Genomic DNA, 23,458 nt, shown 5'->3' on the forward strand with positions numbered 1-23,458 from the left:
GCCATTCGGGTGATGCCTGCTCAGTGGTGGTGTCACAGTGGATCAGCAACCGACCGGGCGCCCCGGAGGAGCGCCGGGGAGCCGGATCCGTTGCGGCGAAAGGTGACTGAGCGCTTCGGACGGTTCCACAGAGGCCGATGACCGCTCCGTCACCACCGGCCCGCGAGCGGAGACGTTCCGGGGCCGCCGGTTCGTCGGGGGGCGGCCCGGTTTCGTGATCGGACACGTCGAGGGCTGCCGGCTCGCGCGGTCACACGCGGCAGGCAGCCCTCGATGACGGGACGTCAGTTCAGGTCGAACTCGCCGTCCTTGGCGCCGGCGATGAAGTCCAACCAACCGGTACGGGCGAATACCAGCACCGGCCCGCCGCGGTCCTTGCTGTCGCGCAGTGCCACCGGTGCCCGATCGTCGCCGAGCGGCGCGACCTCCACGCAGTTGGACGTCTGGCTGCGCGAACTGGTCCGCCAGGCGGCGCCGGCCAGGTGCTCGCCGAGCGGGTCCGGCACCGGGGACGAACAGGCAGTGTTCATGGTCAGCTCCTACCTGACTGGTGCATCGTGACGGGTGGCCGTCCCTCCAACGGCGTCCGGCCGCGACGAGTCACTGGTCGGTCAGGCGTTCGGTCCGCCGACGCTGGATCGGCGGTGTCGTCGAGCCGCGACCCAACGAACTCCGGCCCGGCTCGCTGGAGACCCGTCCGGCCGCGTCGGCCAGCCACGTCAGGGTGTCCTCGGCGGTCAGCGCGGCGGACTGGAGCCAGTCGAAGACCACGGTGTACCGGTCGAGTTCGTCGCGATCGGTGAGCACCTGATTGGTGAGGTGTCCCTCGATCGCCAGCGTCTCCGGATCCTGAGGGTCGGCGAACCGGTAGAGCGAGAAGCCGGTGTGCGGCAGGTACCAGTTGGCGATCCGCGCCTGGCTCGGCAGCACCTGCAACGTCACGTTCGGCAACGCGGCGAGCTTGCAGAGCTGGTTGAGCTGCCCGCGTACGACCTCCGGTGAGCCGGCCCGGCGGCTGAGCGACGCCTCCTCGATCACGGCGGAGTAGCGCGGCGGGTGGGTCTCGTGGATCAGCCGGGCCTGCCGGGCCATCCGGGCCTCGACCTCGGTTTCCGGATCCTCCACGTCCGACTTCTCCGCGTCGGTCGAGTGGTTGCCGAGCGGGCGGAAGGAGATGATCCGGGTCCGGGCGTACTCCCTGGTCTGGAGCAGGCCGGGCACGACGACCGGGCTGTACTCGCGGATGTCGGCGCAGCCGGCCTCGAATTCCGCGAAGCTGCGCTGCCGTGGCGTCATCACCGGGTACGAGCGCAGCCAGCTCCGTACGTCCCCGGCTTCCCGGGTGATGTTGGCGAGATCCTCGCGGAGTGGCCCGGTGACCCCGTATAGCTCCAGCAGGACCATGACGTCCTGTGGATCGGGTCGGCTTCGACCATTCTCCAGTCGGGACAGTTTCGATGCCGATGCCCAGCCGATCTGCTCGATCACCTGGTCGCCGGTGAGCCGGGCCGACTCGCGCAGGCGACGCAACTCGGCACCGAGCCGGCGACGACGCATCAGCGGGCTGGGCACGGCCGACTTGGAGTCGGCCGAGTTGGACTGAGCTGGAGGCAACTGGTCCTCGCTCTCGATCGTTTCGAGCCCGGCGGACGCCGGACATCGTGTGTCGAGCCCGGTTGTGCCGGGCGATGACCGCTTCAGACTGCCCCCCACGGTCAGTATGCCGGCCGTCGCACTCCGGTGCGGAATTGGGGTCCCGGCGTGTCCAAGAAAGGATCTCTTTCCAAAGAAAGCTTTCGAAAGCTACGCTTCCGGCCATGCCGCAACCGGCCGTCCGGGACATCCGGGATCCACGGATGCTGCGTGCCATGGCCCACCCGCTGCGGTTGCGCATCCTCGACGTGGTCGCGCTCTCCGGTCCGGCCACCGCGACGGAGATCTCCGAACAGGTCGGCGAGAGCCCCGCGAACTGCTCCTGGCATCTGCGTCAGTTGGCCCGTTACGGCTTCGTCGAGGAGGCCGGCGGCGGCACCGGACGGCAACGTCCCTGGCGGATCGTGCTCCAGCCGTACCGCTGGGGACCGGGCGACCCGTCCCGTACGGACGATGTCGAGCCCGCGTACGCGGATCCGGAGCCGGACCACGTCGACGCCGATCCGGGGTCACGGGCCGGCACCGCCGCCCATCAGGTGCTGCTCGACCTCGAATACCGGGCGCTGCGCGAGTGGCTGGGCGGTCGGCACGAGGAGACGCCACAGTGGCGCGAGGCGGGTTTCCTCACCCAGTCGATGGGCTGGTGCACGCCGGCGCAGCTCACCGAGATCGGCGAGGCCATCACCGAGCTGCTCTCCCGCCGGCTGCCGAGCCTGACGGACCCCGAAGCCCGACCACCCGGTTCGCGACCGGTCCGGTTCATCGCCTGGGGCGTGCCGGCTCGGCCGCCCGAGCCGATTGACGCGGACGACGGCTAGGGCCGCTGCCGCGCACGAAGGGACCCCTCGCCATGCGTGCCATCCTCCGCCGCCCCGACTTCCGCCTCCTCTTCGGAGGGCTCGTCGCCAGCATGGTCGCCGAGTCGATCCTGCTCCTGGCTCTCGCCATCTGGGTCAAGGACCTGACCGGTTCCGACGGGATGGCCGGGGCGACCATCTTCGCGATCGTCGCGCCGATGGGGCTCGCGCCGCTGGTCGGTTGGATGGTGGACCGGTTCCGCCGACGGGTGTTCTTCATCGCCGTCAACCTGGGCACCGCGGCGCTGCTCACCCCGCTCTACGCGGTCCGGGACCGGGACGACGTGTGGATCATCTACGGGGTGAGCGCCCTCTACGGGCTCTCCTACGTCGCGCTCAGTGCGACCCTGATCGGCTTGATCAAGGAGATCGTCCCGGGTGACCTGCTGGCCGAGGCGAACGGTGCGCTCCAGACGGTCAAACAGGGACTGCGGCTGGTCGGCCCGCTGGCCGGAGCGGCCCTCTACGCGGGCGTCGGCGGCTGGGCCCTGGCCACGCTCGGCGGGCTGGGTTTCCTCACCGCGGCCGCCGCGGTCAGCCGGATGCGGGTACGCGAGGACGCACCCGCCCCGCGGCAGCCGGGGTGGCTGGCCGAGATCGGAGCCGGCGTACGGCACATGTTCGACGACCTGGCGCTGCGGCGGGGGGTGTCCGGGACCGCGATGACCATGCTGGTGCTGGGCTTCAGCGAGTCGCTGATCTTCGCCTACGTCGATCGGGGGCTCGGCCAACCGCCGGCCTTCGTCGGCGTACTGCTCACCGTGCAGGGGATCGGTGGGCTGCTCGGCGGCCTGTCGTCGGCGACGATCGTCGGCCGGCTGGGCGAGGTCGGTGCGCTGGCCACCGGGGTGGCGATCTTCGCGCCGGCGGTGCTCGCCCTGGTCCAGCCGAATCTCCTGCTCGGGTTCGTGGCGATGGTGATGGCCGGCTTCGCCCTGCCGCTGGTGATCGTCTCGCTCAACACGCTGACCCAGCGACGTACGCCGGTGCCGCTGGTCGGCCGGGTCGCGGCGGCGTCAGAGGCGCTGATCAGCGGCCCGCAGTCGCTGTCCATCGGGCTCGGTGCGGTCCTGGTCGGGGTGGTCGACTACCGCCTGCTCTTCGCCCTGATGGCGGTCGCCATGCTCGCCGTGGCCCGCTTCCTCTGGCTGGGCCGCCACCTCTCACCCCCCACCCCGCTCCCGCCCCCGCCCCCTCTCCCTCTCCCGCCGATCCCCACCTACCCACCCAACCCGGACCCCACCCCCGCTGTCACGCCTCGTTGATCATGAAGTTAGCGACCTGCTGTTCGGCGTGTCGCGTCGCTAACTTCATGATCAACGAGGTGGTGGGGGTGGGGGTTAGGCGGTGGTGGGGGTGGAGAGGTGGGTTTTGACCTGGGTTATGGAGGGGTTGGTCAGGGCGGTGCCGTCGGGGAAGAGGATGGTGGGGACGGTGGCGTTGCCGCTGTTGACGCTCATCACGTACTCGGCCGCCTTCGGGTCCTGCTCGATGTCGACCACCTGGTAGGCGATCCCCTCCCGATCGAACTGGGACTTGAGCCGGTGGCAGTAGCCGCACCAGGACGTCGAGTACATGGTCAGCATGATCAGGTCCTCCAGTAGTCGTCGATCGACAGGCTAATCGCTGCAACGCCGAAGCCGACTGCGATGATTCCTAGCTGTGGCGGTTGACTCAAGCGCGGAACGGGTGCTGGCCGGGCTGGATCCCGAGCAGCGCGCCGCGGTCACGGCGCCGGCCGGTCCGGTCTGCATCCTGGCCGGCGCGGGCACCGGCAAGACCAGGGCGATCACCCACCGGATCGCCCATCGTGCGCTCACCGGGGAGATCGCCGCCCGACATGTGCTCGCGGTCACCTTCACCGCCCGCGCCGCCGCCGAGATGCGTGCCCGGCTGACCGCGCTCGGGGTGGGCGGCGTACAGGCCCGCACCTTCCACGCGGCGGCACTGCGCCAGGTCCGCTACTTCGCGCCCCGGCTGCTGGAGGGTCGGCCTATGCCGGAACTGCTGGACAGCAAGGTACGGCTGGTCACCCTCGCCGCCGCACGATCCGGGCTGCGTACGGACCGGGCTGCCGCCCGGGACCTCGCCGGTGAGATCGAGTGGGCCAAGTCCTCGCTGGTCGAGCCGGCCGAGTACGTGGTGGCGGCGGCCAAGGCGCTGCGCGAGACACCGCACGACCCGGCTCGGGTGGCCGAGGTCTTCGCCGCGTACGAGCAGGTCAAGCGCGCCAACGGGGTGATCGACTTCGAGGACATGCTGCGCGCCGCGGTCTGGGGGATCGAGGAGCACCCGGACGTCGGGGAGCAGGTACGCGCCCAGTACCGGCACTTCGTGGTGGACGAGTACCAGGACGTCAACCCGTTGCAGCAGCGACTGCTGGACGCCTGGCTCGGCGGGCGGGACGACCTGACCGTGGTCGGCGACGCCAGCCAGACGATCTACTCGTTCACGGGTGCGACCTCGGCGTACCTGGTCGACTTTCCGCGTCGGCGGCGGGACGCGGTGGTGGTCCGGCTGGTCCGGGACTACCGCTCGACCCCGCAGGTGGTCGGACTCGCCAACGCGGTGATCCGGCAGGCCCGTGGCACCGAGGCGCAGCTCCGGCTGGAACTGGTCGGTCAGCGGTCCCCCGGACCCGAGCCCGATCTGCGGATCTTCCCCGACGAGCCGGCCGAGGCCGCCGCGGTGGCCGCCCGCTGCCGGCAGCTCATCGCCTCCGGTACGCCGGCCCGGGAGATCGCCGTCCTGTTCCGTACCAACGCGCAGTCGGAGGCGTACGAGAAGGCACTGGCCGAGGCCGAGGTGCCGTACCTCGTGCAGGGGGCCGAGCGGTTCTTCGAGCGGACCGAGGTGCGCCAGGCGATGATCGCGCTCCGCTCGGCGGTGCGCTCGACGCCGGCCGAGACCCCGTTGGTCGAGGCGGTCGTCGACGCGCTCTCCGCGGTCGGCTGGGCCCGCGAACAGCCCCCGCCCGGTGGGGCGGCACGGGAGCGCTGGGAGGCCCTGGCCGCGCTGGTCCAGCTCGCCGAGGAGTACGCGAGGACCCCGAACTTGCTGCCGATCGGTGACGCCGCGGCGGCGACCGCGAGGAGTGGGCTTGCGAGCCCCGCAGTCGCGAGCGACCCGGTCGGGTGGGTGGAACGGGCGGTGTCGTTGGCGGACTTCTGTACCGAGTTGCAGCGCCGGGCGACCCAGCAGCACGTACCGACCGTGGACGGGGTGACGCTGGCGTCGCTGCACTCGGCGAAGGGGCTGGAGTGGGACGCGGTGTTCCTGGTCGGGCTCGCCGACGGCACCCTGCCGACCACGTACGCGAAGACGGTCGAGCAGGTGGAGGAGGAGCGGCGGCTGCTCTACGTCGGGGTGACCCGGGCCAGGGAGTGGCTCTGGCTCTCGTACGCCTCGGCCCGCTCGCCCGGTGGTCGGCCCCGGCGCCCGTCCCGGTTCCTGCCGCAGCTCGACCGCTCCGGCGGCGAGCGGGCGGCGAGCCCGACCGGTGCGGTCGCCGGTCGGAAACCCGACCCGCGACGGAACCGGGTCATCTCCTGCCGCATCTGCGGGGCCACCCTGCTCGCCGGGGTGGACCGCAAGTTGGGGCGCTGCTCGGACTGCCCGTCGGATCTCGACGACGAGTTGTACGCCCGCCTGCTCGACTGGCGTTCACGGGTCGCCCGTGCCCAGAAAGTCCCTGCGTACGTGGTGTTCACCGACGCCACCCTGACCGCGCTGGCGGAACGCCGTCCGGGTGCCGTCGACGGGCTCCTGGCGATCGCCGGAATCGGCCCCCGCAAGCTCGGCCTGTACGGCGAGGCGGTGCTCGCTCTGGTGGGCGGCGCGACAGTGGACGAGTTGGGCCCGGAAAAAACTTCGACAATCGAGCCGTAAAACCGTTTGCCCTCGCCCCCGGATGAGGAATAGCCTCAAGGCACACCTCGCGAGCAGGGGCTAAAGGCCTGCTCAAGAGGGGTAACAACGGTTTTCGGCAACATCGTGATGTTGGCGACGAGTGTGAGACAGGAGGCGAGTCCCATGGAGATCTACCGCTACGAGCGACCGTCGGCATCGCTGACTGTTCTCGCACCGGTGTCGACGGCCAGGACTCTGCTGACCGTCGGTACTCCGTTGGTTCCCCAGGCGCACCAGGCTCCGGTCCAGGCCGAGCTGGTCCGGGTTGCCGCGTCCGCGGGGATCAATGGCACGAGTGGCTTCACGGGCGAAGGCATCCAGCTGGCCAAGAAGCGGATGGATGTTCGCGGTGTTCCACCTCGAGGAAGGCCGGTCTGATCTACAGACCACCGGCTCACCTCGAGGCCGCGGAACCCGCTTACCGGGATCCGCGGCCTCAGTTTTTGTTTCGCCACAAGTACGTAGGACAGCGATCCACGAGATCGAAGCGAGAGAGAGGTGACCGGGCCATGAGTCTGGCGTTGGCTCCACTTGACCTGACCGTTGAGCTGGAGGCGAATCTGCCCTGCCGGAAGTTCGACCCCGACCTGTGGTTCGCCGACTCGCCCACCGAGCTGGAACTGGCAAAGTCGCTCTGCGGGGACTGCCCGCTGCGCGTCGAGTGCCTCTCCGGTGCGGTGGACCGAGCGGAGCCGTGGGGCGTCTGGGGCGGCGAGATCTTCGAGCGTGGCGCGGTTGTTCCGCGCAAGCGGCCCCGTGGCCGTCCGCGCAAGGAGGACGTCGCGCGTGACGTGATGCTGCGGGTCGAGGCCGAGGCGCGGTTGGCGGCCGATGGGCTGTCCGAGTCGCGCGGCGCTGTCCGGTTGGCGGCCTGACATGAACCCGATCCAGTCGTACGCCGGCATCCTGCCGGTATCGAACGTTTACCCGAACACCGCGATCCAGAATCCAAACGGAGTCGAAGAGATGCATCTCATCCAAGAAGCGTTGTCACGTGCTCGAATGCGACTGCCTCAGGCCGGTCGTCACACCACGCGCACTGAGGCAACCCGTTCCGCCCGTGTCATCGCAATCGAGGCCCACCGTCGGGCCGCCCGCGAGCAGGGGCTCTACTAACCATCCGGCGAGCCGCCCGCTGATGAGCGGGCGGTCCCGCTGACCGTCCCGCCGGTCGTCACCGAGCGGCCCGAATGACCGAGGGCGGATCCGAGAGTGCTTCCCAGCACCCGGATCCGCCCTCGGCTCGTTCTCGTCCCTAGTCGTTTTCCGCCGTGCTGGCAGGCGGGGCGAAACCGGGCAGCCAGCGTTCCACGATGGCCCGGTACGGTGCCTTCGCCTCCAACTGGCTGAGGATCCCGATGGAGCCGAGGGTGACCCGGTGGATCAGCAGGTACGACGGCGGGAGGTTGAGCTGCCGGCTCAACTGGTACGCCGGTGACCTCGGGTTGGTCAGCCGTCCGGCCTCGACCCGCAGCCAGGCGCGGGTGAAGCGGAACTCGTCCACCGAGAGCGGTTCGAGCACCGGCATGATGAAGTCGAGCACGGCCTCGGCGTCGATCACCTCGGTCGGTTTGATGAAGCCTTCGCCGCGCAGGCCCGCGACCACGGCCTCGGCCTCCCCGGCGAGGGCCAACCGGACCAGCCGGCCGACGGGCTCGGGGTGCCCGCCCGGCAGCCGGGCCACCGCGCCGAAGTCGATCACGCCGAGCCGGCCGTCCGGCAGCAGCCGGAAGTTGCCCGGGTGCGGGTCGGCGTGCAGCAGCCCGGCCCGACCGGGCGCGGAGAAGTGCAGGGTGGCCAGGTGCCGCCCGGCCTGGTTGCGCTGTTCCTCGGTGCCGGAGGCGATGATCTGGGACATCGGGATGCCCTCGACCCAGTCGGTGACCAGCACCCGGGGGCTCGCCGCGACCACCTCCGGCACGAAGATCTCCGAGTCACCGGCGTACGCGGCGGCGAAGGCCCGTTGCGACTCCGCCTCCAGTTCGTAGTCGAGTTCCTCGCTGATCCGGTCGCGCAGCTCGGCGAGGAGCGGCTTGATGTCCAGTCCGGGCTGGATGGCCCGGAACATGCTGCCGAGCCGGGAGAGCTGCTTGAGGTCGGCGAGCAGGGCGTCGCCGGCACCGGGGTACTGCACCTTCACCGCGACCGGTCGACCGGTCGCGGCGGCCTTGGCCTTGGTGCCGCGCCGCCGGGTGCCGGCCGGTACGACCGGCGGCCCGTTCCAGATGGCCCGGTGCACCTGCCCGATACTCGCCGCCGCGGCCGGTTTGTCGTCGAACTCCAGGAAGTACGACCGCCAGTCCGGTCCGAGCTGTTCGGCCAGGACCTTGTGCACGCTCGCCACCGGCAGCGGCGGAGCCGACTCCTGGAGCTTGGTCAGCGCCTGCCGGTACGGCGCGGCGATCTCCTCCGGCAGCGCGGCCTCGAACACCGAGAGCGCCTGGCCGAACTTCATCGCGCCGCCCTTGAGCTGCCCGAGGACGCTGAAGAGTTGTTCGGCCGTACGTTGCTGGATCTCGGCCGAGATCACCTCCGAGGCGAGGCCGGTGACCCGCTTACCGACGCCGAGCACGGTCCGACCGGCGAAGCCGAGCGGCAGGGCGGCTAGCTTGGCGGTCCGGGAGACGGCCCGGCGTGGGATGTCGGTCACCAGATCATTGTTACCGACTTTCGGTGGTCACGACCGCCGTCAGCGGGTGGCTCGGGCCACCCTGGCCCCGGTTGACCGATATTCCTTGTGCCGAGGCCGCAAGATGCGCCCCCGATGACGCCTGCTACACCGCCGGGGACCGTGGTTTCCGGCGGCGGGTGCCGCACCCGCAGTCGGGGTGCGGGGGCCAGGTCCGGCGCCGGAACCGCCCCGGTGTCCGGATCTCCACCGCCGCACCGATCGTCTCCGGCACGCCGCCGTCGAGGAAGGCGAGGACCTCGCCGGCCGCGTAGCCGACCGCCGCGATCAGGGTGGGTGTGCTGCATGCCTGGAGCGCGGGGTCGGCGGCGAGCTGTGCCGCGAGTTCCGGCCAGCCCGGGTCGCGGTCGCGCCGGTGCAGGTCGCGGCAGTTGAGGCAGGGGGCACCGGTCGCCCGGACCAGTGGCCCGACCACGGGTACGCCGTCGTGCAGGCTCAGCAGCAGGTGCGCCTGCCGGCGTTGGGCGTACCCGGCGGCGAGCAGGCTGGCCGGGCGGTCGGCGCCGAGCTGGATCACCAGGCTGGCGTGGCCGCGCCGGACCGGTCGGGTCTCGGTGCCGGGAGCGGCGCGGGTGATGGCGTCGGCGACCGCCTCGGCCCTGGGCCGGTGCACGTCCGTGGCGGCCGGCCCGGTACCGGTCACGTCGTCGGCCTCGACCCGACCGTCGAGGTCGGGGTGCACGTGGCCGACGCCGGCCTGGGCGAGGGCGACCGCGATCGGGCCGCCGAGCCGGCCCCGGCCGGTCACCACGACCCGCGCGGCGCGACGCCGACGCAGCAGTTGGGCGGGGGTGGCGGTGGCGTCCGGGCCGCGCAGGGCGATCGCCGCCGCCTCGCTGGAGAGCCGTCGCCGGGCCGGCTCGGGCAGGTCCGCCGGGAGGAGGGTGTGTGCCCCGACGACCAGGCCCGCGGCGCGCAGGGTGTCGATCAGCGTACGGGCGTCGTCGCGGCTGACCTGGAGTCGTACGGCCTGGTCCAGGATTGCCCGTTCGCTGCGGGTGCCGTCGAGCAGGTCGAGCAGTCGGGCGGCACCGGGGTTGGCCACTTCGAGCAGGACGGCGCGGCTGGGATCGAGGCCGAGTTGCAGGGTGTGCCGGTCGCGCCAGAGCCTGGCCAGGCCGGGAAGGAGGGTGGGCCGGGGGAGCGTGGTACGTGTCATGGGTGACACGCTGTCATCGTTGCCGAACGGTCGGTCGATCGTTATCCACAGGCGTGCCCGGCCCTGCCGTGCACTATCCACAGGACTTGGCGGGTTATCCACAACTGACGGGTAACTTCTGTCGCCGTCGGGACATGACGCGCGGTGTCCGTACCGCGACAGTGCCCGTAACCCGCGGGTACGGGAAGGGGCGGCCGGGTGGCCGCCCCAACCCCCGCGAGCGGGTTCGTCCTCGGTCGTTCAGACCTTGGCCTTGCCCAGGATCCGGTTGACCGTGGTGCCGCAGACGGGACACTTGCCCTTGGCCATGTTCATGCCCGTCTTGGACACCTCGACGTTGCCCTCGAAATCGCGCTTTTCCTTGCACTTCACGCAGTAACCGTTGTAGGTCTGGGCCTTTTCGGCCACGGTGCCCCTCCTCGTCCTATCCCGTCGGCTGGCTCACCCGACGGGTGCCCGGCGGCGGGCCTCCAAGCCCTGGCGCTGGGGTTTCTCCGCGATCACGACTGTGTGACCGCCGGTCCGGCGGACCCTACCCAGGTGCGGGCGGTTCCATGTCAGCAATGCGCCGGCACTGTGAGTAAGCCGACGACGAGAGTGTGCATGCCGGAATAGGTCGGATAAGTCAGTTTCGCAGGGACACGCCGGTTGAATGCCTTCAGAACGTCATTCCGGGGGTACCCGTGAGGAGCGCTCAGGTTGATCGTTTACCGTGGGGACGCCCACCGGTTGCCCTCGTGTACGCACCGGTCAGCCCCCGGCGCGGGTCCCGCCGAGGGGCCGATCAAATATTTTTTTCGGACGGCAGGCCGCTAACCGGGATTTTCCTGGCGCGTGTTGACGGGTTGACTCTTGCGGTCCCCTGGTCACTACGCATTAGTTTTCCTTCGTGAATGAAACCCGGGCTGTCGCGAACCGGTAATGGCTGTGGCGCGCAAGCCGGTCGTCGAGGTACGGCGCAGTGAGCGCCGGCGCCGGACGGTGTCCGCGTACCGGGACGGCGAGCGGGTCGTGGTGCTCATCCCGGACCAGTTCTCCCGCGCCGAGGAGAGCGAGTGGGTCGACAAGATGCTCGCCCGGCTGGCCGCCAGGGAGGAGCGCACCGGTCGCTCCGACGACGACCTCCTGCTGCGGTCGCAGCGGCTGATCGACCGCTACCTCGCCGAACACGGGCGGGCCGCGATCCCGGCGAGCGTGCGTTGGGTGACCAACCAGAACGGGCGGTGGGGCTCGTGCACGCCCGCCGACCGGACCATCCGGATCTCGCACCGGATCCAGGAGATGCCCGACTGGGTGATCGACTACGTCCTGCTGCACGAGCTGACCCACCTCGTCGTACCGAGTCACAACGCCCGGTTCTGGGCGCTGGTGGGGCGCTATCCCAAGGCTGAGCGGGCCCGGGGATACCTGGAGGGGGTCGCGGCCGCCGCCGGGGTCAACCTCACCGACTGAGCGCGGGAGCGCCCGGCTAGGGTCACCGGATGGCCCGACGACTGCTGGTAACGCTGCTGGGGCCGGTGCGCTGGTCGCCCCCCGGAACCGACCCGAACCGCTGGCAGACCGCCCTCGCCGAGGACGTGGTCGACCTGATCGCCACGCTCAGCGAGGTGGAACCGGCGATCGCCGCCACCGCCGAGCAGCGGGCGCTGGCCGACGCGGTGGTCTGGCCGGGGATGCCGATCTACGACCTGCCGGCCCGTACCGTGGGTGCCGCTCTTGCCGCCGCTGCCGCCGACGGGTACGACCAGGCGGCGGTGATCGTCGCCGACGCCCCCGACCTGCCCGGCCTGATCCTGGGCAAGCTGCTCCGGCCGCTGACCAGCCGGAGTGTCGCGGTCGCCCCCGCGGCGCCGGGACCAGGGCTGTTCGGGGTGGCAGCGCGGCTGCCCGCGCCGGACTGGCTGTCGGAGATCGACCTGGACACCGCGGACGCGGACGCGCTCCGGGCCGCCGCGCCGGACCCGGCCCAGGTGGCGGTCACGCCGGGCTGGCGTCGCCTGCGCAGCCCAGCGGAGCTGGCCACCCTGGATCCCGCCGTCGAGGGGTGGGACACCACCAGGGCGCTGCTCTCCGCCCCCTGACGGGGGCGGAGAGGCACGTCACGGGCGGTCAGGAGGGGTTCTTGTCCCCGGGCTGCTCCGGGCCCTCGCCCTCGTTGTCGCCCTGGTCGCCGCCCTTGGGCCCGCCGGGCTGGGTGAAGTCGAAGCTGTCCAACTCGTCGAGGTCGAGCTGGGCGCGGGCGAAGCCCTCCGGGTCGGCGAAGTCCTCACCCGAGGGCAGCAGGTCCGGGTGTCCCCAGATGGCGTCCCGGCCGGCGATGCCCCGGTGCTCGGTCAGCGCCGCCCAGAGCGCCGCCGCCTCCCGCAACCGGCGCGGGCGCAGCTCCAGCCCGACCAGGGCGGCGAAGGTCTGCTCGGCCGGCCCACCGGCCGCCCGGCGCCGCCGGAACGCCTCACCGAGCTTGACCACGTTCGGCAGCCGCTCTGCGGCGGCGTTGTCCACGACATGGCAGACCCAGCCCTCGACCAGGGCCAACGCGGTCTCCAACCGGGCCAGCGACGCCTTCTGCGACGGCGTGTCCTCCGGAGTGAAGATCCCCTCCAGGGCCAGCTCCTGCAACGACTCGGGATTGGTCGGATCGACCCGACCCATCGCCTCCTCGATCGCCTCCCGGTTCACCGTGATGCCCGCGGCGTACATCTCCACGGCGGTGAGCACGTGTCCGCGCAGCCACGGCACGTGGCCGAACAGGCGCTGGTGGGCCGCCTCGCGCAGGGCCACGTAGAGGCGTACCTCGTCCTCCGGCAACTCCAGGCCGGTGCCGTACTCCCGGATGTTCGCCGGGACCAGCGCGGCCGTGCCGGCCGGTCCGAGCGGCAGGCCGATGTCCCCGGCCGAGAGGACCTCGGCGGCGAGCGAGCCGAGCGCCTGGCCGAGCTGACCGCCGAAGAGGGCACCGCCGAGGCTGGCGACCATCGACTGCATCGGGCCGAGCTGGGCCCGCTGCTCCGGCGGCACCAGGTCACCCATGGCCGCGACCATCCGGCCGGCGACCGGGTCACAGAGCTTGCGCCACACGTCGAGGGTCCGGAAGATCCACTCGTTCCGGTTCCACGCCACCGAGGTCTGGATGCCCGAGGGCAGCGCCGAGCTGGGCTCCAGCCAGAGGTCGGCGAGGCGCAGGGCCTCCTCCACGGCGTGTCGCTCGAACGGGGTGACCGCCGGGTCCCCGGTCGAGGAGAGCTGGCTGGCCGCCACCTGGCGGGCCAGGTCCCAGTTGACCGGGCCGCTGCCCGGTGCGGCGAGCAGCTGTTGCAGCTGAGCCATGAACTGCTGCATCTGCTGCGGGTCGTTGGGGTCGGGCGGCTGGCCACCCGGGAGCGCGAAGCCGAACGGAATATCAGGCACCCGTCCACGGTACGCGCGCGAGGGGCCCGGATGCCGGTCCAGGTGTTGCGCTCAGGGAGAACTAAGGGGTTCGACCGGCGGGACCCCCGGGGGGCCTCGGTACGCTCTGGCGCATGAGACGTCGCGGGGTCACAGTCCTGCTCGGTGCGCTGCTCACCGCCCTGCTCAGCCTCGGCGTGATCGGAGCACCCATCCCGTACGTGGTGCTCGGCCCCGGACCGACGGTCAACACGCTGGGCACCGAGGACGGCAAGGAGGTGATCCAGGTGACCGGCCGGGAGACCTCCACCTCGGCCGGGCAGTTGCGGCTGACCACGGTCGGTGTGCAGCCCGACGTACGGCTGCTGTCGGCCATCTCCGGTTGGCTGTCCGACTCCGAGGCCGTGGTGCCGCGCGAGTTGATCTACCCGCCGGGGCAGACCCAGCAGCAGGTCGACGAGCGCAACGCCGAGGACTTCACCGCGTCCCAGACCAGTGCCGAGACCGCCGCGCTGCGGGAGCTGGGCTTCCCGGTGCAGGTCGCGGTCAAGGTCGTCACCGCGGGCGGCCCGTCGGTGGACCGGCTCAAGGTCGACGACGTGATCACCTCGGTCAACGGTGAGCCGGTGCCCACCGCGACCAGGCTCACCGAGCTGGTCCGGGCCCATCCGGCCGGCACCGCCCTCACCGTCGGGTTCGTACGCGGCGGCACGCCCGGCACCACCACGGTCACCACCACCGCGGCCAGCGGGCAGCCGCCCCGGATCGGGGTGGAGATCGAGCAGCGGCAGCCGCACCCGTTCGAGCTGAAGATCGACCTGGGCGACATCGGGGGACCGAGCGCCGGGCTCATGTTCACCCTCGGCATCATCGACAAGCTGACCCCCGAGGACCTGACCGGCGGGAAGATCATCGCGGGTACCGGGACCATCGACGACGAGGGCAACGTCGGACCGATCGGCGGCATCCCGCAGAAGCTGGTCGGCGCCAAGCAGGCCGGCGCGGTGTCGTTCCTGGTGCCGGCGGACAACTGCGAGGAGGCGGCCCGCAACCCCCAACCGGGCCTGCCGCTGTACCGGATCGCCACCCTCAAGGACGCACTGAACGCGTTGAACCTGTTGCGCACCGGAGGCCAACCGCCACGCTGCTGAACCGGCCCGCTCACCTTCGGCTCACCTTGGGCTCATCCCGCTCAGGTGGACCCCGTACTCTGGGTGCCTGGTCGGAGCCGATCACCGTGGAGCGGAGCCAACAGTGGTCATGCGTAGCAGTCCCCTACCGAGAATGAGCCGGCGCGGTCGCGTGACGGTCGGCGTACTGGTCGGGGTGTTCCTGCTGTTCACCCTGCTGGGCTGGGGGGTACAGGCCTGGACCGACTGGCTGTGGTTCGACGAGGTCTCGTACACCCAGGTCTTCACCGACGTCCTGGTCACCCGGATCGGGCTGTTCGCCTCGGTCGGTGCGGCCATGGCCGTGATCATCGGCGGCAACCTGTGGCTGGCCTACCGACTGCGCCCGGTGCTGCGCCCGCACTCGGCCGAACAGGCCACGCTCGAGCGCTACCGGATGGCCCTGGCACCCCGGATCGGCGCCTGGATCAGCGCGATCGCGGTCATCGTCGGCCTCTTCGCCGGCCTGTCCGCGCAGAGCCGGTGGAGCCAGTGGCTGCTGTTCCGCAACGGCCAGGACTTCGGGGTCAAGGACCCGGAGTTCGGCATCGACATCGGCTTCTACGTCTTCCAGTTCCCGTTCTGGCGCTACCTGCTCGGGGTCGGCTTCACCGTCGTGGTCCTCTCGGTGATCGGCGCCCTCGCCGTGCACTACATCTTCGGCGGGGTCCGGTTGCAGGGCGTCGGCGACCGGATGACCAACGCCGCCCGAGCCCACCTGACCACCCTGGTCGCGGTCTTCGTGCTGCTCAAGGCCATCGCGTACGTGCTGGACCGGCGGGCGATGCTGCTGGAGTTCAACGAGAGCGTCAACACCTACGGTGCCGGGTACGCCGACATCAACGCGCTGCTGCCGGCCAAGGAGATCCTGGCCTACATCTCGATCGTGGTCGCGATCGCGATCATCGTGTTCTCCAACGCGGTGATGCGGAACCTGGTCTGGCCGGGCATCTCGCTGGCCCTGCTCGGCATCTCGGCGGTGGCGATCGGCGGCATCTACCCGTGGGCGGTGCAGACCTTCGAGGTCAAGCCGAGCCTCCAGGACAAGGAATCGCAGTACATCCAGCGCAGCATCGAGGCGACCCGGGCGTCGTTCGGGCTGGCCGCGACCCAGACCACGCCGTACGGCGCGGGCAACCTGAAGCCCCCGGCCGCGCTGGCCACCGACACCTCCGTGGTGCCGAACATCCGGCTGCTCGACCCGCAACTGATCTCCGAGACCTACACCCAGTTGCAGCAGGTCCGTGGGTTCTACGACTTCGGTCCGAAGCTCGACATCGACCGCTACAACGTCAACGGCGTGACCCAGGACTACGTGGTCGGCATGCGGGAGATCAACTACGGCGAGCTGACCACCCAGCAGAGCAACTGGATCAACCGGCACACCGTCTTCACCCACGGGTACGGACTGGTCAGCGCCCCGGCGAACCAGGTGGTCTGCGGCGGCCAGCCGTTCTTCGTCTCCGGCTTCCTCGGCAACCAGGCCCAGGCCGGGTGTTCCGCCTCGGCCGAGCAGATCCCGGCCGACCAGCCGCGGATCTACTACGGCGAGCAGATGGACGACAGCGACTACGCGATCGTCGGTCAGACCGACGCGGGCCGCACCGTCGAGTTCGACCGGCCGACCGGCAACGACAACGAGAACAACAGCGGGCAGACCTACACCTACACCGGCACCGGCGGGGTGGAGATCGGCTCGTTCACCCGCAAGCTGCTCTACGCGATCAAGGAGCAGGAGAGCAACTTCCTGCTCTCCGCCGCGGTCAACGAGAACTCCAAGCTGCTCTACGTGCGTAACCCCCGCGAACGGGTGGAGAAGGTCGCCCCGTTCCTGACGCTGGACGGCGACCCGTACCCGGCGCTGGTCGGTGGCCGGATCCAGTGGATCATCGACGGCTACACCACGGCCGCCACCTACCCGTACGCGGAGCAGGTCAACCTCCAGACCGAGACGGCCGACGAGCTGACCGGGCGGGGCACCTTCCAACTCGCCCGGGAGAACGTCAACTACATCCGCAACTCGGTCAAGGCCACCGTCGACGCGTACGACGGGACCGTCAAGCTGTACGAGTTCGACGAGGCCGATCCGGTGCTCAAGGCCTGGAACAAGGCCTTCGGCGGGGACCTGGTGACGCCGAAGTCGGAGATCCCGGCCGACCTGGCCGCGCACTTCCGCTACCCGGCCGACCTGTTCAAGGTGCAGCGCAACCTGCTGGCCAAGTTCCACGTCACCGACCCGAGGGAGTTCTTCTCCGGGCAGGACTTCTGGGAGGTTCCGAACGTCCCGGACGCCCCCGACACCGGCCAGCGGCAGCCCCCGTACTACCTGTTCACCCAGTTCCCCGGCCAGGACACGCCGAGGTTCCAGCTCACCTCGGCGGTCACACCGGCCAGCCGGCAGAACCTGGCCGCGCTGATCTCCGGTTCGTACGTGAACGGGCAGCCGCAGTTGCAGGTGCTGGAGTTACCCGACCAGACGGCGGTCTCCGGCCCGGTGCAGGTGCACCAGAAGATGACCAACAACGCGGCGATCCGGCAGGAACTCAACCTGCTCTCGTCCAACCAGGCCCAGGTGCAGTACGGCAACCTGCTCTCACTGCCGTTCGGCGACGGCATGCTCTACGTCGAGCCGGTGTACGTGAAGAGCAACCAGCAGAACGCGTACCCACTGCTTCAGCGGGTGCTGCTCTCCTACGGCGACGGCGGCGAGTACGTCGTACTGGCCAACACGTTGCAGGACGGCATCAAGCAGCTCGTCGAGCAGGGCAAGGCGGCCGGCGCCAACAATCCGCCGCCCGCCACGCCACCGGCGCCGACCGACAATCCGTCGGCCACCCCGAGTCCCGGTGCGACGCCGACCCCGCCACCGGCACTCACCGGTGAACTCGCGGCGGCGGCGGCCAAGGTGCAGCAGGCGATCGCCGAGGTCCAGGCCGCTCAGGCGTCCGGTGACGTCGAGCGGTGGGGCAAGTCGCTGAAGACGCTCGACACGGCGCTGACGGAGTTCCAGGCGGCCCAGCGGGCGGCCGGGGTGCCGGGTTCCACGCCGACGGGGGCGGGTTCACCCACGCCACCGGCGAGCACGCCGAGTCCGCCGGCCGGTACGCCGAGCGGCTGAACGTCGTACGGCCGGTAAAGCATTCGCTCGGGGTACGGGAATCAGTTCGCTGATTTCCGTACCCCGAGCTCTTTTTTGGGGTATGGGTCGCTCCGCCGAATACCGCGCAGCGCCGGTCGGGAGCGTTCCGCCCCACCCTCCCGTACGGCAAAGTGCCTGGTCAGCGCCGAAGTACGGACCTTGTGTCGGCTCGTTTTGCGGGCGCGTGTCCCGGTGCGCTAGTGTTAACGAGCCGACGCGGGGTGGAGCAGCTCGGTAGCTCGCTGGGCTCATAACCCAGAGGTCGCAGGTTCAAATCCTGTCCCCGCTACAAAGAAAAAGCCCGTCCCCTGTGTCTCGGGGGGCGGGTTTTTGCTTTCCCTGCCGAACGAGGTCTCGCCGTCCCCGCCCAGGGGACATGCCCGGCAAATCCCCCGTGTTCGCGCGATGTGGACCGACCGGCGGCGGGGCCACGATCGGGTGGTGACGACGGATGCGCTTGCGCCGAGCACCGAGGCACCGGTAGCGGGTCGCGGCCGGTCGAGGCTGACACCCATGCTGGGTCCGGCCCTGGTCGCCGCGATCGCCTACGTCGACCCCGGCAACGTGGCGACCAACCTGACGGCCGGTGCGACCTCCGGCTACCTGCTCGTCTGGGTGGTGGTGGCGGCGAGCCTGGTCGCCATTCTGGTCCAGTTCCAGGCCGCGAAGCTGGGACTGGCGACCGGGCGGAGCCTGCCCCGGCTGTGTCGGGAGCGGTTCCCCCGGTGGGGCAACCGGCTGCTCTGGCTCCAGGCCGAGGTGGTGGTGCTCGCCACCGACCTGGCCGAGTTCGTCGGTGCCGCGATCGGCATGCACCTGCTCTTCGGCCTACCGCCCACGCTGTCCGCCGTGGTCACCGCGGTCGTGTCGCTGCTCCTGCTGGAGCTGCGCCGCCGGGGACGGACCCGGCGGTTCGAGCTGATGAGCGCGGCGGCGCTGGTGCTGATCGGCACCGGCATCGGCTACGACCTGCTGGTGGTCGGCCACCAGTCGGCCGGCGGACTGGCGGCCGGACTGGTGCCGCGACTCGACGGTGCCGAGTCGCTGGTCCTGGCCATGGGGATCGTCGGCGCGACGGTGATGCCGCACGCGGTCTACCTGCACTCCGCCCTGGTCCAGGACCGGGGACCGGCGGCGGCCGTGGCCCGGGCGCAACCCACCCTGGTACGCCGTGCGCTGCGGCTGGACTGCGTGGTCGGCCCCGGCGTGGCGACGATCGTCAACGTTTCGATGATCGCCCTCGGTGCGGGACTCGGTGCGGCCACCGCCGGTGGGTGGACCGGTGATCTCTTCGCGGCGCACGAACACCTGGCCACCCAGGTCGGTGGCGCTGCCGCGCTGGCGTTCGCGATCGCCCTGCTCTCCTCCGGCATCTCCTCGTCCGGCGTCGGCACGCTCGCCGGGGACGTGGTGCTGCGCGGCTTCCTCGCCCGGCGGGTGCCGGTGCACCTGCGCCGGTTGGTGACCATGACCCCGGCGGTGCTCGCCCTGGTCCTCGGCGCCCCGCTGACCGGCCTGCTGATCCTCAGCCAGGTGGTGATCTCGCTCGGCGTCCCGGTGGCGCTCTTCCTGCTGGTCCTCTTCTGCCGGGACCGGTCGCTGATGGGCCCGCTGGTGAACGCCCCGCTGACCACCCATGTGGCCGCCGCGGCCGGCACGGTGGTCGCCGTACTCGGGCTCAGCCTGCCGATCGTCCTGCTGCTGTGAGACCCGACCGGCGTACGGCGGAAGACCCGGACCGATCCGGTGTGCTCGACCCGAGAGGAGTCGTACCAGTGCGAACCCCGACCCGGCACCGCCCGGCGGCATCGGTCACCCGGCGGCGAACCCCGCCCACCGCCGCGGCACCGCCCACCGGACCGACCCCGCCCACCGGACCGACCTCGCTCGCCGGTCTGCGCACCCGGCTGGTGGTGCTCGCCGGGCTCGCCGTCGCCGGTGCGGCGGCCGGGATCTCCTGGTGGGCCGTTGCCGCACTGCTGCTCACCTGCCTGGCGATCCCGGTCGCCGTGGCCGTCCAGGGCGGGCCGTGCCCGGCCCGGGCCCTGTTCTTCCTGCCATCCCGGCCGCGCTCGACGCGGCACCGACCCGAGAGGACGAACCACGATGCCCGACTTCGCTCGTCAGGACGTACTCCAGCCCATCCGGGGTGACCAGGGCGGTCTGGACCCCGGCCCGCGCAACGTCGAGCTGGACCGGCAGAACCCGGACCTGCTCCTGCCGCCGCCGACCGACCAGGGCACGGTGCCGAACCTGAAGTTCTCCTTCTCGATGGCGCACACCCGGATCGAGAAGGGCGGGTGGACCCGCGAGGTGACCCAGCGCGAGTTGCCGATCGCCAGCCAGCTCTCCGGGGTGGACATGAAACTGGAACCCGGTGCGTACCGCGAGCTGCACTGGCACCAGGCGGCCGAGTGGGCGTACGTGCTGGCCGGGAGTTGCCGGATCAGCGCCGTCGACCAGGAGGGCCGCAACTTCCTCGAAGACGTGGAGCAGGGCGACCTGTGGTTCTTCCCGAAGGGCGTGCCGCACCACATCCAGGCGCTCGCCGACGGGGTGGAGTTCCTGCTGGTCTTCGACGACGGGGCGTTCACCGAGAACGGCACCTTCCTGATCAGCGACTTCTTCGCGCACGTGCCGAAGAACGTGCTGGCCAAGAACTTCGGCTGGACGGTGGACCAGTTGGAGAACCTGCCCGAGCGGGACAAGTACATCTTCAGCGGGCAGGTCCCGCCCGCGCTCTCGGCCGACAAGGTCGTCAGCCCGACCGGTGACGTGCCGCGTACGTTCAAGCACCGGATGCACGCGCAGGCGCCGCAGCGGTTCAAGGGCGGTTCCGTACGGATCGCCGACTCGACGAACTTCGCCGCCGCGAACACCATCTGTGCCGCCCTGGTGGAGATCGAACCGGGCGGGATGCGGGAACTGCACTGGCATCCGACCGACGACGAGTGGCAGTACTACATCTCGGGCTTCGGTCGGATGGGCGTCTTCGCCAGCTCCGGAATGAACCGTACGTTCAACTACCAGGCCGGCGACGTCGGCTACGTGCCGTTCGCGTACGGGCACTACATCGAGAACCTCGGCGACGAGCCGTTGCGGTTCCTGGAGATGTTCCGCAACCCACGGTTCGAGGACATCTCGCTGGCCCAGTGGATGGCGAACACGCCGCCGCAGATCAGCGCCGACACCCTGAACCTGCCGCGGGAGATGATCGAGGCGCTGCCGAAGTCGAAACAGCCGGTGGTCCGCTGACCGTGGACCGGCGGTGGGTCCCGGCGCGACGAGCGTTCCCCACCGCCGGTCCGAACCGCTTCCGTCAGGAGGTCTCCCCGGCGGGCCTGTCGCCGTCCCAGATCCGGGCCAGTTCCAACCGGGTACGGATACCGAGCTTGGCGTAGATCGCCCGCAGGTGGGTGTCGACGGTGTGGAACGAGACGAAGAGCCGGGCCGCCGCCTGCTGCTTCGTCGCCCCGGCGGCCAGGAGTGCCGCCACCCGTACCTCGCTCTGGGTGAGCGAATCCAGGCCGGCTCGGGGACGGGTGTCCCGGGACCGCTGTTCGGTCGCGCCGAGGGCCCGGAGCTGCCGCTGGGCCCGCTCCTGGTCGCCGGTGGCGCCGATCCGTCCGTACAGCCCGGCGCTCTCCTGGGCGGCGGCACCGGCTTCGGCCGACGGGACGCCGGGCAGCCGGGCCAGGTCGAGCAGGGCGTCGGCCAGCGCCGGGCGGGCGGTGGTGGCCCGCAGCCGGGCCACCGCCTGCCGCAGGGTGGCCGGATCCCGTTCGACCAGGGCCGCCGCGTGGTCGGCGAGACCCGACCAGAGCGGGCCGTCGACCCGTTCGGCGATCTTCGCGGTGTGGCCGGCAACGGTACGCGCCAACGCCGGTTCACCGATGGCGAGGGCGGCCCGTACCAGCGCCGGCCCCCGGTGCGGCAGCCGGACCAGGTGGGCCAGCGAGTGGCGCAGCCCGTCGACGGTGTGCCGGAGCAGGTCGGCGTGCCGTACCGGGTCGGGATCGGTCGCCGCGGCGCAACCCAGCCGGATCCACGGCATCAGGTCCGGCCAGCCGGTGGCCGGGGACTCGGCGCGGAGCAGGGTCCGGGCCCGGTCGGGGCGGCCCCGGCGGATCAGCGCCTCGACGGCGACCGCGAGCAGGTCCAGGCGTACGTCCTCGGGTAGTTGCCGGTCCGGGCGCGGGCGCAGCGCGAGCCGGGCCCGGACCTCGGCCTCGGGCAGCTCGCCGACGGTGATCCGGAGCAGGCAGTCGAGGGCGGTCAGCATCGGCTCGACCACCGGGGCGAACCGTCCGACCTCCACGGTGGCGGCGGCGAGCGCGGCCCGCGCGTCGTCGAACTCCCCGAGCGCGAGTTGGACGGCGATCCGGTCGACGCGGAGCAGGGCGGCCGGCGCCCGGGACGCGGGCGTGTGCGGATCCACCCGCCCCAGTACCTGCCGGGCCGTGGGCAGGTCGCCGTCGGCCAGCGCCACCCCGGCGTGGGCCAGCGCCAGGCGTACGGTGCCGCCGGGGGCGGGCGCTTCCCGCTCGGCCCGTTCCGCCTCGCCCAGCAGCCCGGTCATGTCGGGCTGGCCGAGCGGTCCGGCGGTGGCCGCGAGTGTGGTCAGCAGCCAGGCCCGGTGGACCGGTGCGCACCGGTCCTGGGCCAGCGCCCGGTGCAGGTACGCCAGGGCGAGTGACGGGCGTCCGGTGGCGTGCCACGCTCCCAACCGCCCGAGCAGGACGGCACGCTGTTCCGGGCCGTCCCGGTCGGCCGCGATCTCCTCGGTCAGTACGGCCAGCGCCCGCTCGGCGCGACCGGCCAGCATCAGGTGGTCGACGAGTGCGGGCAGCAGCCGCCGTCGGTGTCGCGGGTCGAGTCCCGCCCCGGAACGGGTGTGTACGGCGAGCAGCAGTTCCGCCGCCACGGACGGGTCCACCGCGGAGTCGACGGCGAGTCGGGACACCAGGTCGAGGTCGACCCGCTCCGGTCCGGTGGCGGTGCCGTCCGGGGGAGGGGCCGTGTTCAGCACCCGGAGCAGTTGTTCGGCGGCGAGCGTGGGGCAGGACCGCTCCAGGATCGCGGCGGCCCGTACGTGGGTGGCGGCGCGCAGCGAGGGTGGGGTGACCCGGTACACCGCCCGCCGTACGCCGGGGTCGGCCAGGTGCAGCCCGTCGGTGGCGTCGCGCAGGAGGCCGTACCCGATGAGGGTCTCGATGTCGTGTTCGAGTGCCGGCCCGGATCGCCGTACCATTCGCTCGACGAACGACAGCTCACCCGGTGTCCCGGTCAGCGCCAGCGCCCGCAGGATCGACCGCTGTACGGCCGACAGGGCCGCCAGTGGCCTGCCGCCGCCGCCCGTACGCATCCTGGTTCTGCGTCCCGGGATCCCCGGTCGGGTGGCCCGTGCTCCAGGTCGGCTCAACGGTGGCCATGTGGGCACGGGACACCCCCTCGGCGGCGGCCGGTCGGGACGGCTCGGATCCGTCCGGAAGGTTC

20 protein-coding genes and 1 tRNA gene are annotated in these 23,458 nt (G+C 71.1%); 13 read left to right on the plus strand and 8 right to left on the minus strand.

All coding sequences use genetic code 11. The annotated features are described in order from the left end of the window. Window positions 1–284: 284 nt before the first annotated feature. Window positions 285–530, minus strand: a complete 246-nt coding sequence (locus OIE47_RS18180) for a DUF397 domain-containing protein (protein ID WP_326562667.1) — start codon at window positions 528–530, stop codon at window positions 285–287. A gap of 70 nt (window positions 531–600) precedes the next feature. Next, the gene (locus tag OIE47_RS18185) at window positions 601–1,557 is read right to left on the minus strand and encodes a helix-turn-helix domain-containing protein (protein WP_326563150.1); all 957 of its coding nucleotides are present in this window, start codon (window positions 1,555–1,557) and stop codon (window positions 601–603) included. Window positions 1,558–1,817: 260 nt separating this feature from the next. Between OIE47_RS18185 and OIE47_RS18190 the strand changes: the two genes are divergently transcribed. Further along, window positions 1,818–2,471: a winged helix-turn-helix domain-containing protein gene (locus OIE47_RS18190; RefSeq protein ID WP_326562668.1), complete on the plus strand. Its 654-nt coding sequence runs from the start codon at window positions 1,818–1,820 to the stop codon at window positions 2,469–2,471. Window positions 2,472–2,503: 32 nt separating this feature from the next. Continuing rightward, entirely contained in the window at window positions 2,504–3,775 is a 1,272-nt protein-coding gene (locus OIE47_RS18195; protein ID WP_326562669.1) for an MFS transporter, read from the plus strand. 75 nt (window positions 3,776–3,850) lie between these two features. Here the strand turns inward: OIE47_RS18195 and OIE47_RS18200 are convergent, their stop codons facing one another. Then, window positions 3,851–4,096 carry a mycoredoxin gene (locus OIE47_RS18200; RefSeq protein WP_326562670.1) on the minus strand — a complete coding sequence of 82 codons (246 nt, stop codon included), beginning with the start codon at window positions 4,094–4,096 and terminating at the stop codon, window positions 3,851–3,853. 76 nt (window positions 4,097–4,172) lie between these two features. Here OIE47_RS18200 and OIE47_RS18205 point away from each other — a divergent pair, with 76 nt between their 5' ends. The 3 genes from OIE47_RS18205 to OIE47_RS18215 all read left to right on the plus strand — a co-directional run bounded on the left by OIE47_RS18205 (window position 4,173) and on the right by OIE47_RS18215 (window position 7,294). Further along, complete coding sequence (locus OIE47_RS18205) at window positions 4,173–6,398, plus strand: ATP-dependent DNA helicase UvrD2 (protein WP_326562671.1); 2,226 nt, start codon at window positions 4,173–4,175, stop codon at window positions 6,396–6,398. A gap of 144 nt (window positions 6,399–6,542) precedes the next feature. Next, window positions 6,543–6,797, plus strand: coding sequence for a hypothetical protein (locus OIE47_RS18210; RefSeq protein WP_326562672.1), 255 nt, complete (start codon window positions 6,543–6,545; stop codon window positions 6,795–6,797). Between the two features lie 131 nt (window positions 6,798–6,928). Beyond that, window positions 6,929–7,294, plus strand: a complete 366-nt coding sequence (locus OIE47_RS18215) for a WhiB family transcriptional regulator (protein WP_326562673.1) — start codon at window positions 6,929–6,931, stop codon at window positions 7,292–7,294. Between the two features lie 380 nt (window positions 7,295–7,674). Here OIE47_RS18215 and OIE47_RS18220 read toward each other — a convergent pair whose 3' ends face one another. The 3 genes from OIE47_RS18220 to OIE47_RS18230 form a co-directional block, all read right to left on the minus strand. Further along, window positions 7,675–9,069 (minus strand): ABC1 kinase family protein, encoded by a 1,395-nt coding sequence (locus OIE47_RS18220; protein WP_326562674.1) that lies wholly within the window; start codon window positions 9,067–9,069, stop codon window positions 7,675–7,677. Between the two features lie 124 nt (window positions 9,070–9,193). Continuing rightward, window positions 9,194–10,267 carry a ThiF family adenylyltransferase gene (locus OIE47_RS18225; protein WP_326562675.1) on the minus strand — a complete coding sequence of 358 codons (1,074 nt, stop codon included), beginning with the start codon at window positions 10,265–10,267 and terminating at the stop codon, window positions 9,194–9,196. Between the two features lie 240 nt (window positions 10,268–10,507). Then, a complete protein-coding gene (locus tag OIE47_RS18230) occupies window positions 10,508–10,675 on the minus strand; it encodes a DUF5679 domain-containing protein (RefSeq protein WP_165436864.1) in 168 nt (55 codons plus the stop codon). Window positions 10,676–11,188: 513 nt separating this feature from the next. Between OIE47_RS18230 and OIE47_RS18235 the strand changes: the two genes are divergently transcribed. Together OIE47_RS18235 and OIE47_RS18240 are read left to right on the plus strand one after the other, a co-directional pair. Continuing rightward, entirely contained in the window at window positions 11,189–11,719 is a 531-nt protein-coding gene (locus OIE47_RS18235; RefSeq protein ID WP_326562676.1) for a M48 metallopeptidase family protein, read from the plus strand. A 29-nt stretch (window positions 11,720–11,748) separates the two neighbouring features. Further along, on the plus strand, window positions 11,749–12,348 hold the full coding sequence (locus OIE47_RS18240) for a hypothetical protein (RefSeq protein ID WP_326562677.1): 600 nt from the start codon (window positions 11,749–11,751) through the stop codon (window positions 12,346–12,348). 28 nt (window positions 12,349–12,376) lie between these two features. Here OIE47_RS18240 and OIE47_RS18245 read toward each other — a convergent pair whose 3' ends face one another. After that, the gene (locus OIE47_RS18245) at window positions 12,377–13,606 is read right to left on the minus strand and encodes a zinc-dependent metalloprotease (RefSeq protein ID WP_326563151.1); all 1,230 of its coding nucleotides are present in this window, start codon (window positions 13,604–13,606) and stop codon (window positions 12,377–12,379) included. Window positions 13,607–13,788: 182 nt separating this feature from the next. On the opposite strand from OIE47_RS18245, the gene OIE47_RS18250 reads away from it, so the two are divergent. The 6 genes from OIE47_RS18250 (at window position 13,789) to OIE47_RS18275 (ending at window position 21,217) form a co-directional block, all read left to right on the plus strand. Then, the gene (locus OIE47_RS18250; protein WP_326562678.1) at window positions 13,789–14,805 is read left to right on the plus strand and encodes a YlbL family protein; all 1,017 of its coding nucleotides are present in this window, start codon (window positions 13,789–13,791) and stop codon (window positions 14,803–14,805) included. A 109-nt stretch (window positions 14,806–14,914) separates the two neighbouring features. After that, a complete protein-coding gene (locus OIE47_RS18255; protein ID WP_326562679.1) occupies window positions 14,915–17,941 on the plus strand; it encodes a UPF0182 family membrane protein in 3,027 nt (1,008 codons plus the stop codon). 236 nt (window positions 17,942–18,177) lie between these two features. Continuing rightward, window positions 18,178–18,251 (plus strand) — tRNA-Met (locus tag OIE47_RS18260). A 224-nt stretch (window positions 18,252–18,475) separates the two neighbouring features. Then, window positions 18,476–19,669: an Nramp family divalent metal transporter gene (locus OIE47_RS18265; protein ID WP_326562680.1), complete on the plus strand. Its 1,194-nt coding sequence runs from the start codon at window positions 18,476–18,478 to the stop codon at window positions 19,667–19,669. A 68-nt stretch (window positions 19,670–19,737) separates the two neighbouring features. Continuing rightward, window positions 19,738–20,115 (plus strand): hypothetical protein, encoded by a 378-nt coding sequence (locus OIE47_RS18270; RefSeq protein ID WP_326562681.1) that lies wholly within the window; start codon window positions 19,738–19,740, stop codon window positions 20,113–20,115. Beyond that, window positions 20,069–21,217 (plus strand): oxalate decarboxylase family bicupin, encoded by a 1,149-nt coding sequence (locus OIE47_RS18275; protein ID WP_326562682.1) that lies wholly within the window; start codon window positions 20,069–20,071, stop codon window positions 21,215–21,217. The genes OIE47_RS18270 and OIE47_RS18275 overlap by 47 nt, the downstream gene beginning before the upstream one ends. Before the next feature lie 64 nt (window positions 21,218–21,281). Here the strand turns inward: OIE47_RS18275 and OIE47_RS18280 are convergent, their stop codons facing one another. Further along, complete coding sequence (locus OIE47_RS18280; RefSeq protein WP_326562683.1) at window positions 21,282–23,327, minus strand: LuxR C-terminal-related transcriptional regulator; 2,046 nt, start codon at window positions 23,325–23,327, stop codon at window positions 21,282–21,284. Between the last annotated feature and the right edge of the window lie 131 nt (window positions 23,328–23,458).

This window comes from Micromonospora sp. NBC_01796 (genome assembly GCF_035917455.1).
Taxonomy (GTDB): domain Bacteria; phylum Actinomycetota; class Actinomycetes; order Mycobacteriales; family Micromonosporaceae; genus Micromonospora_G.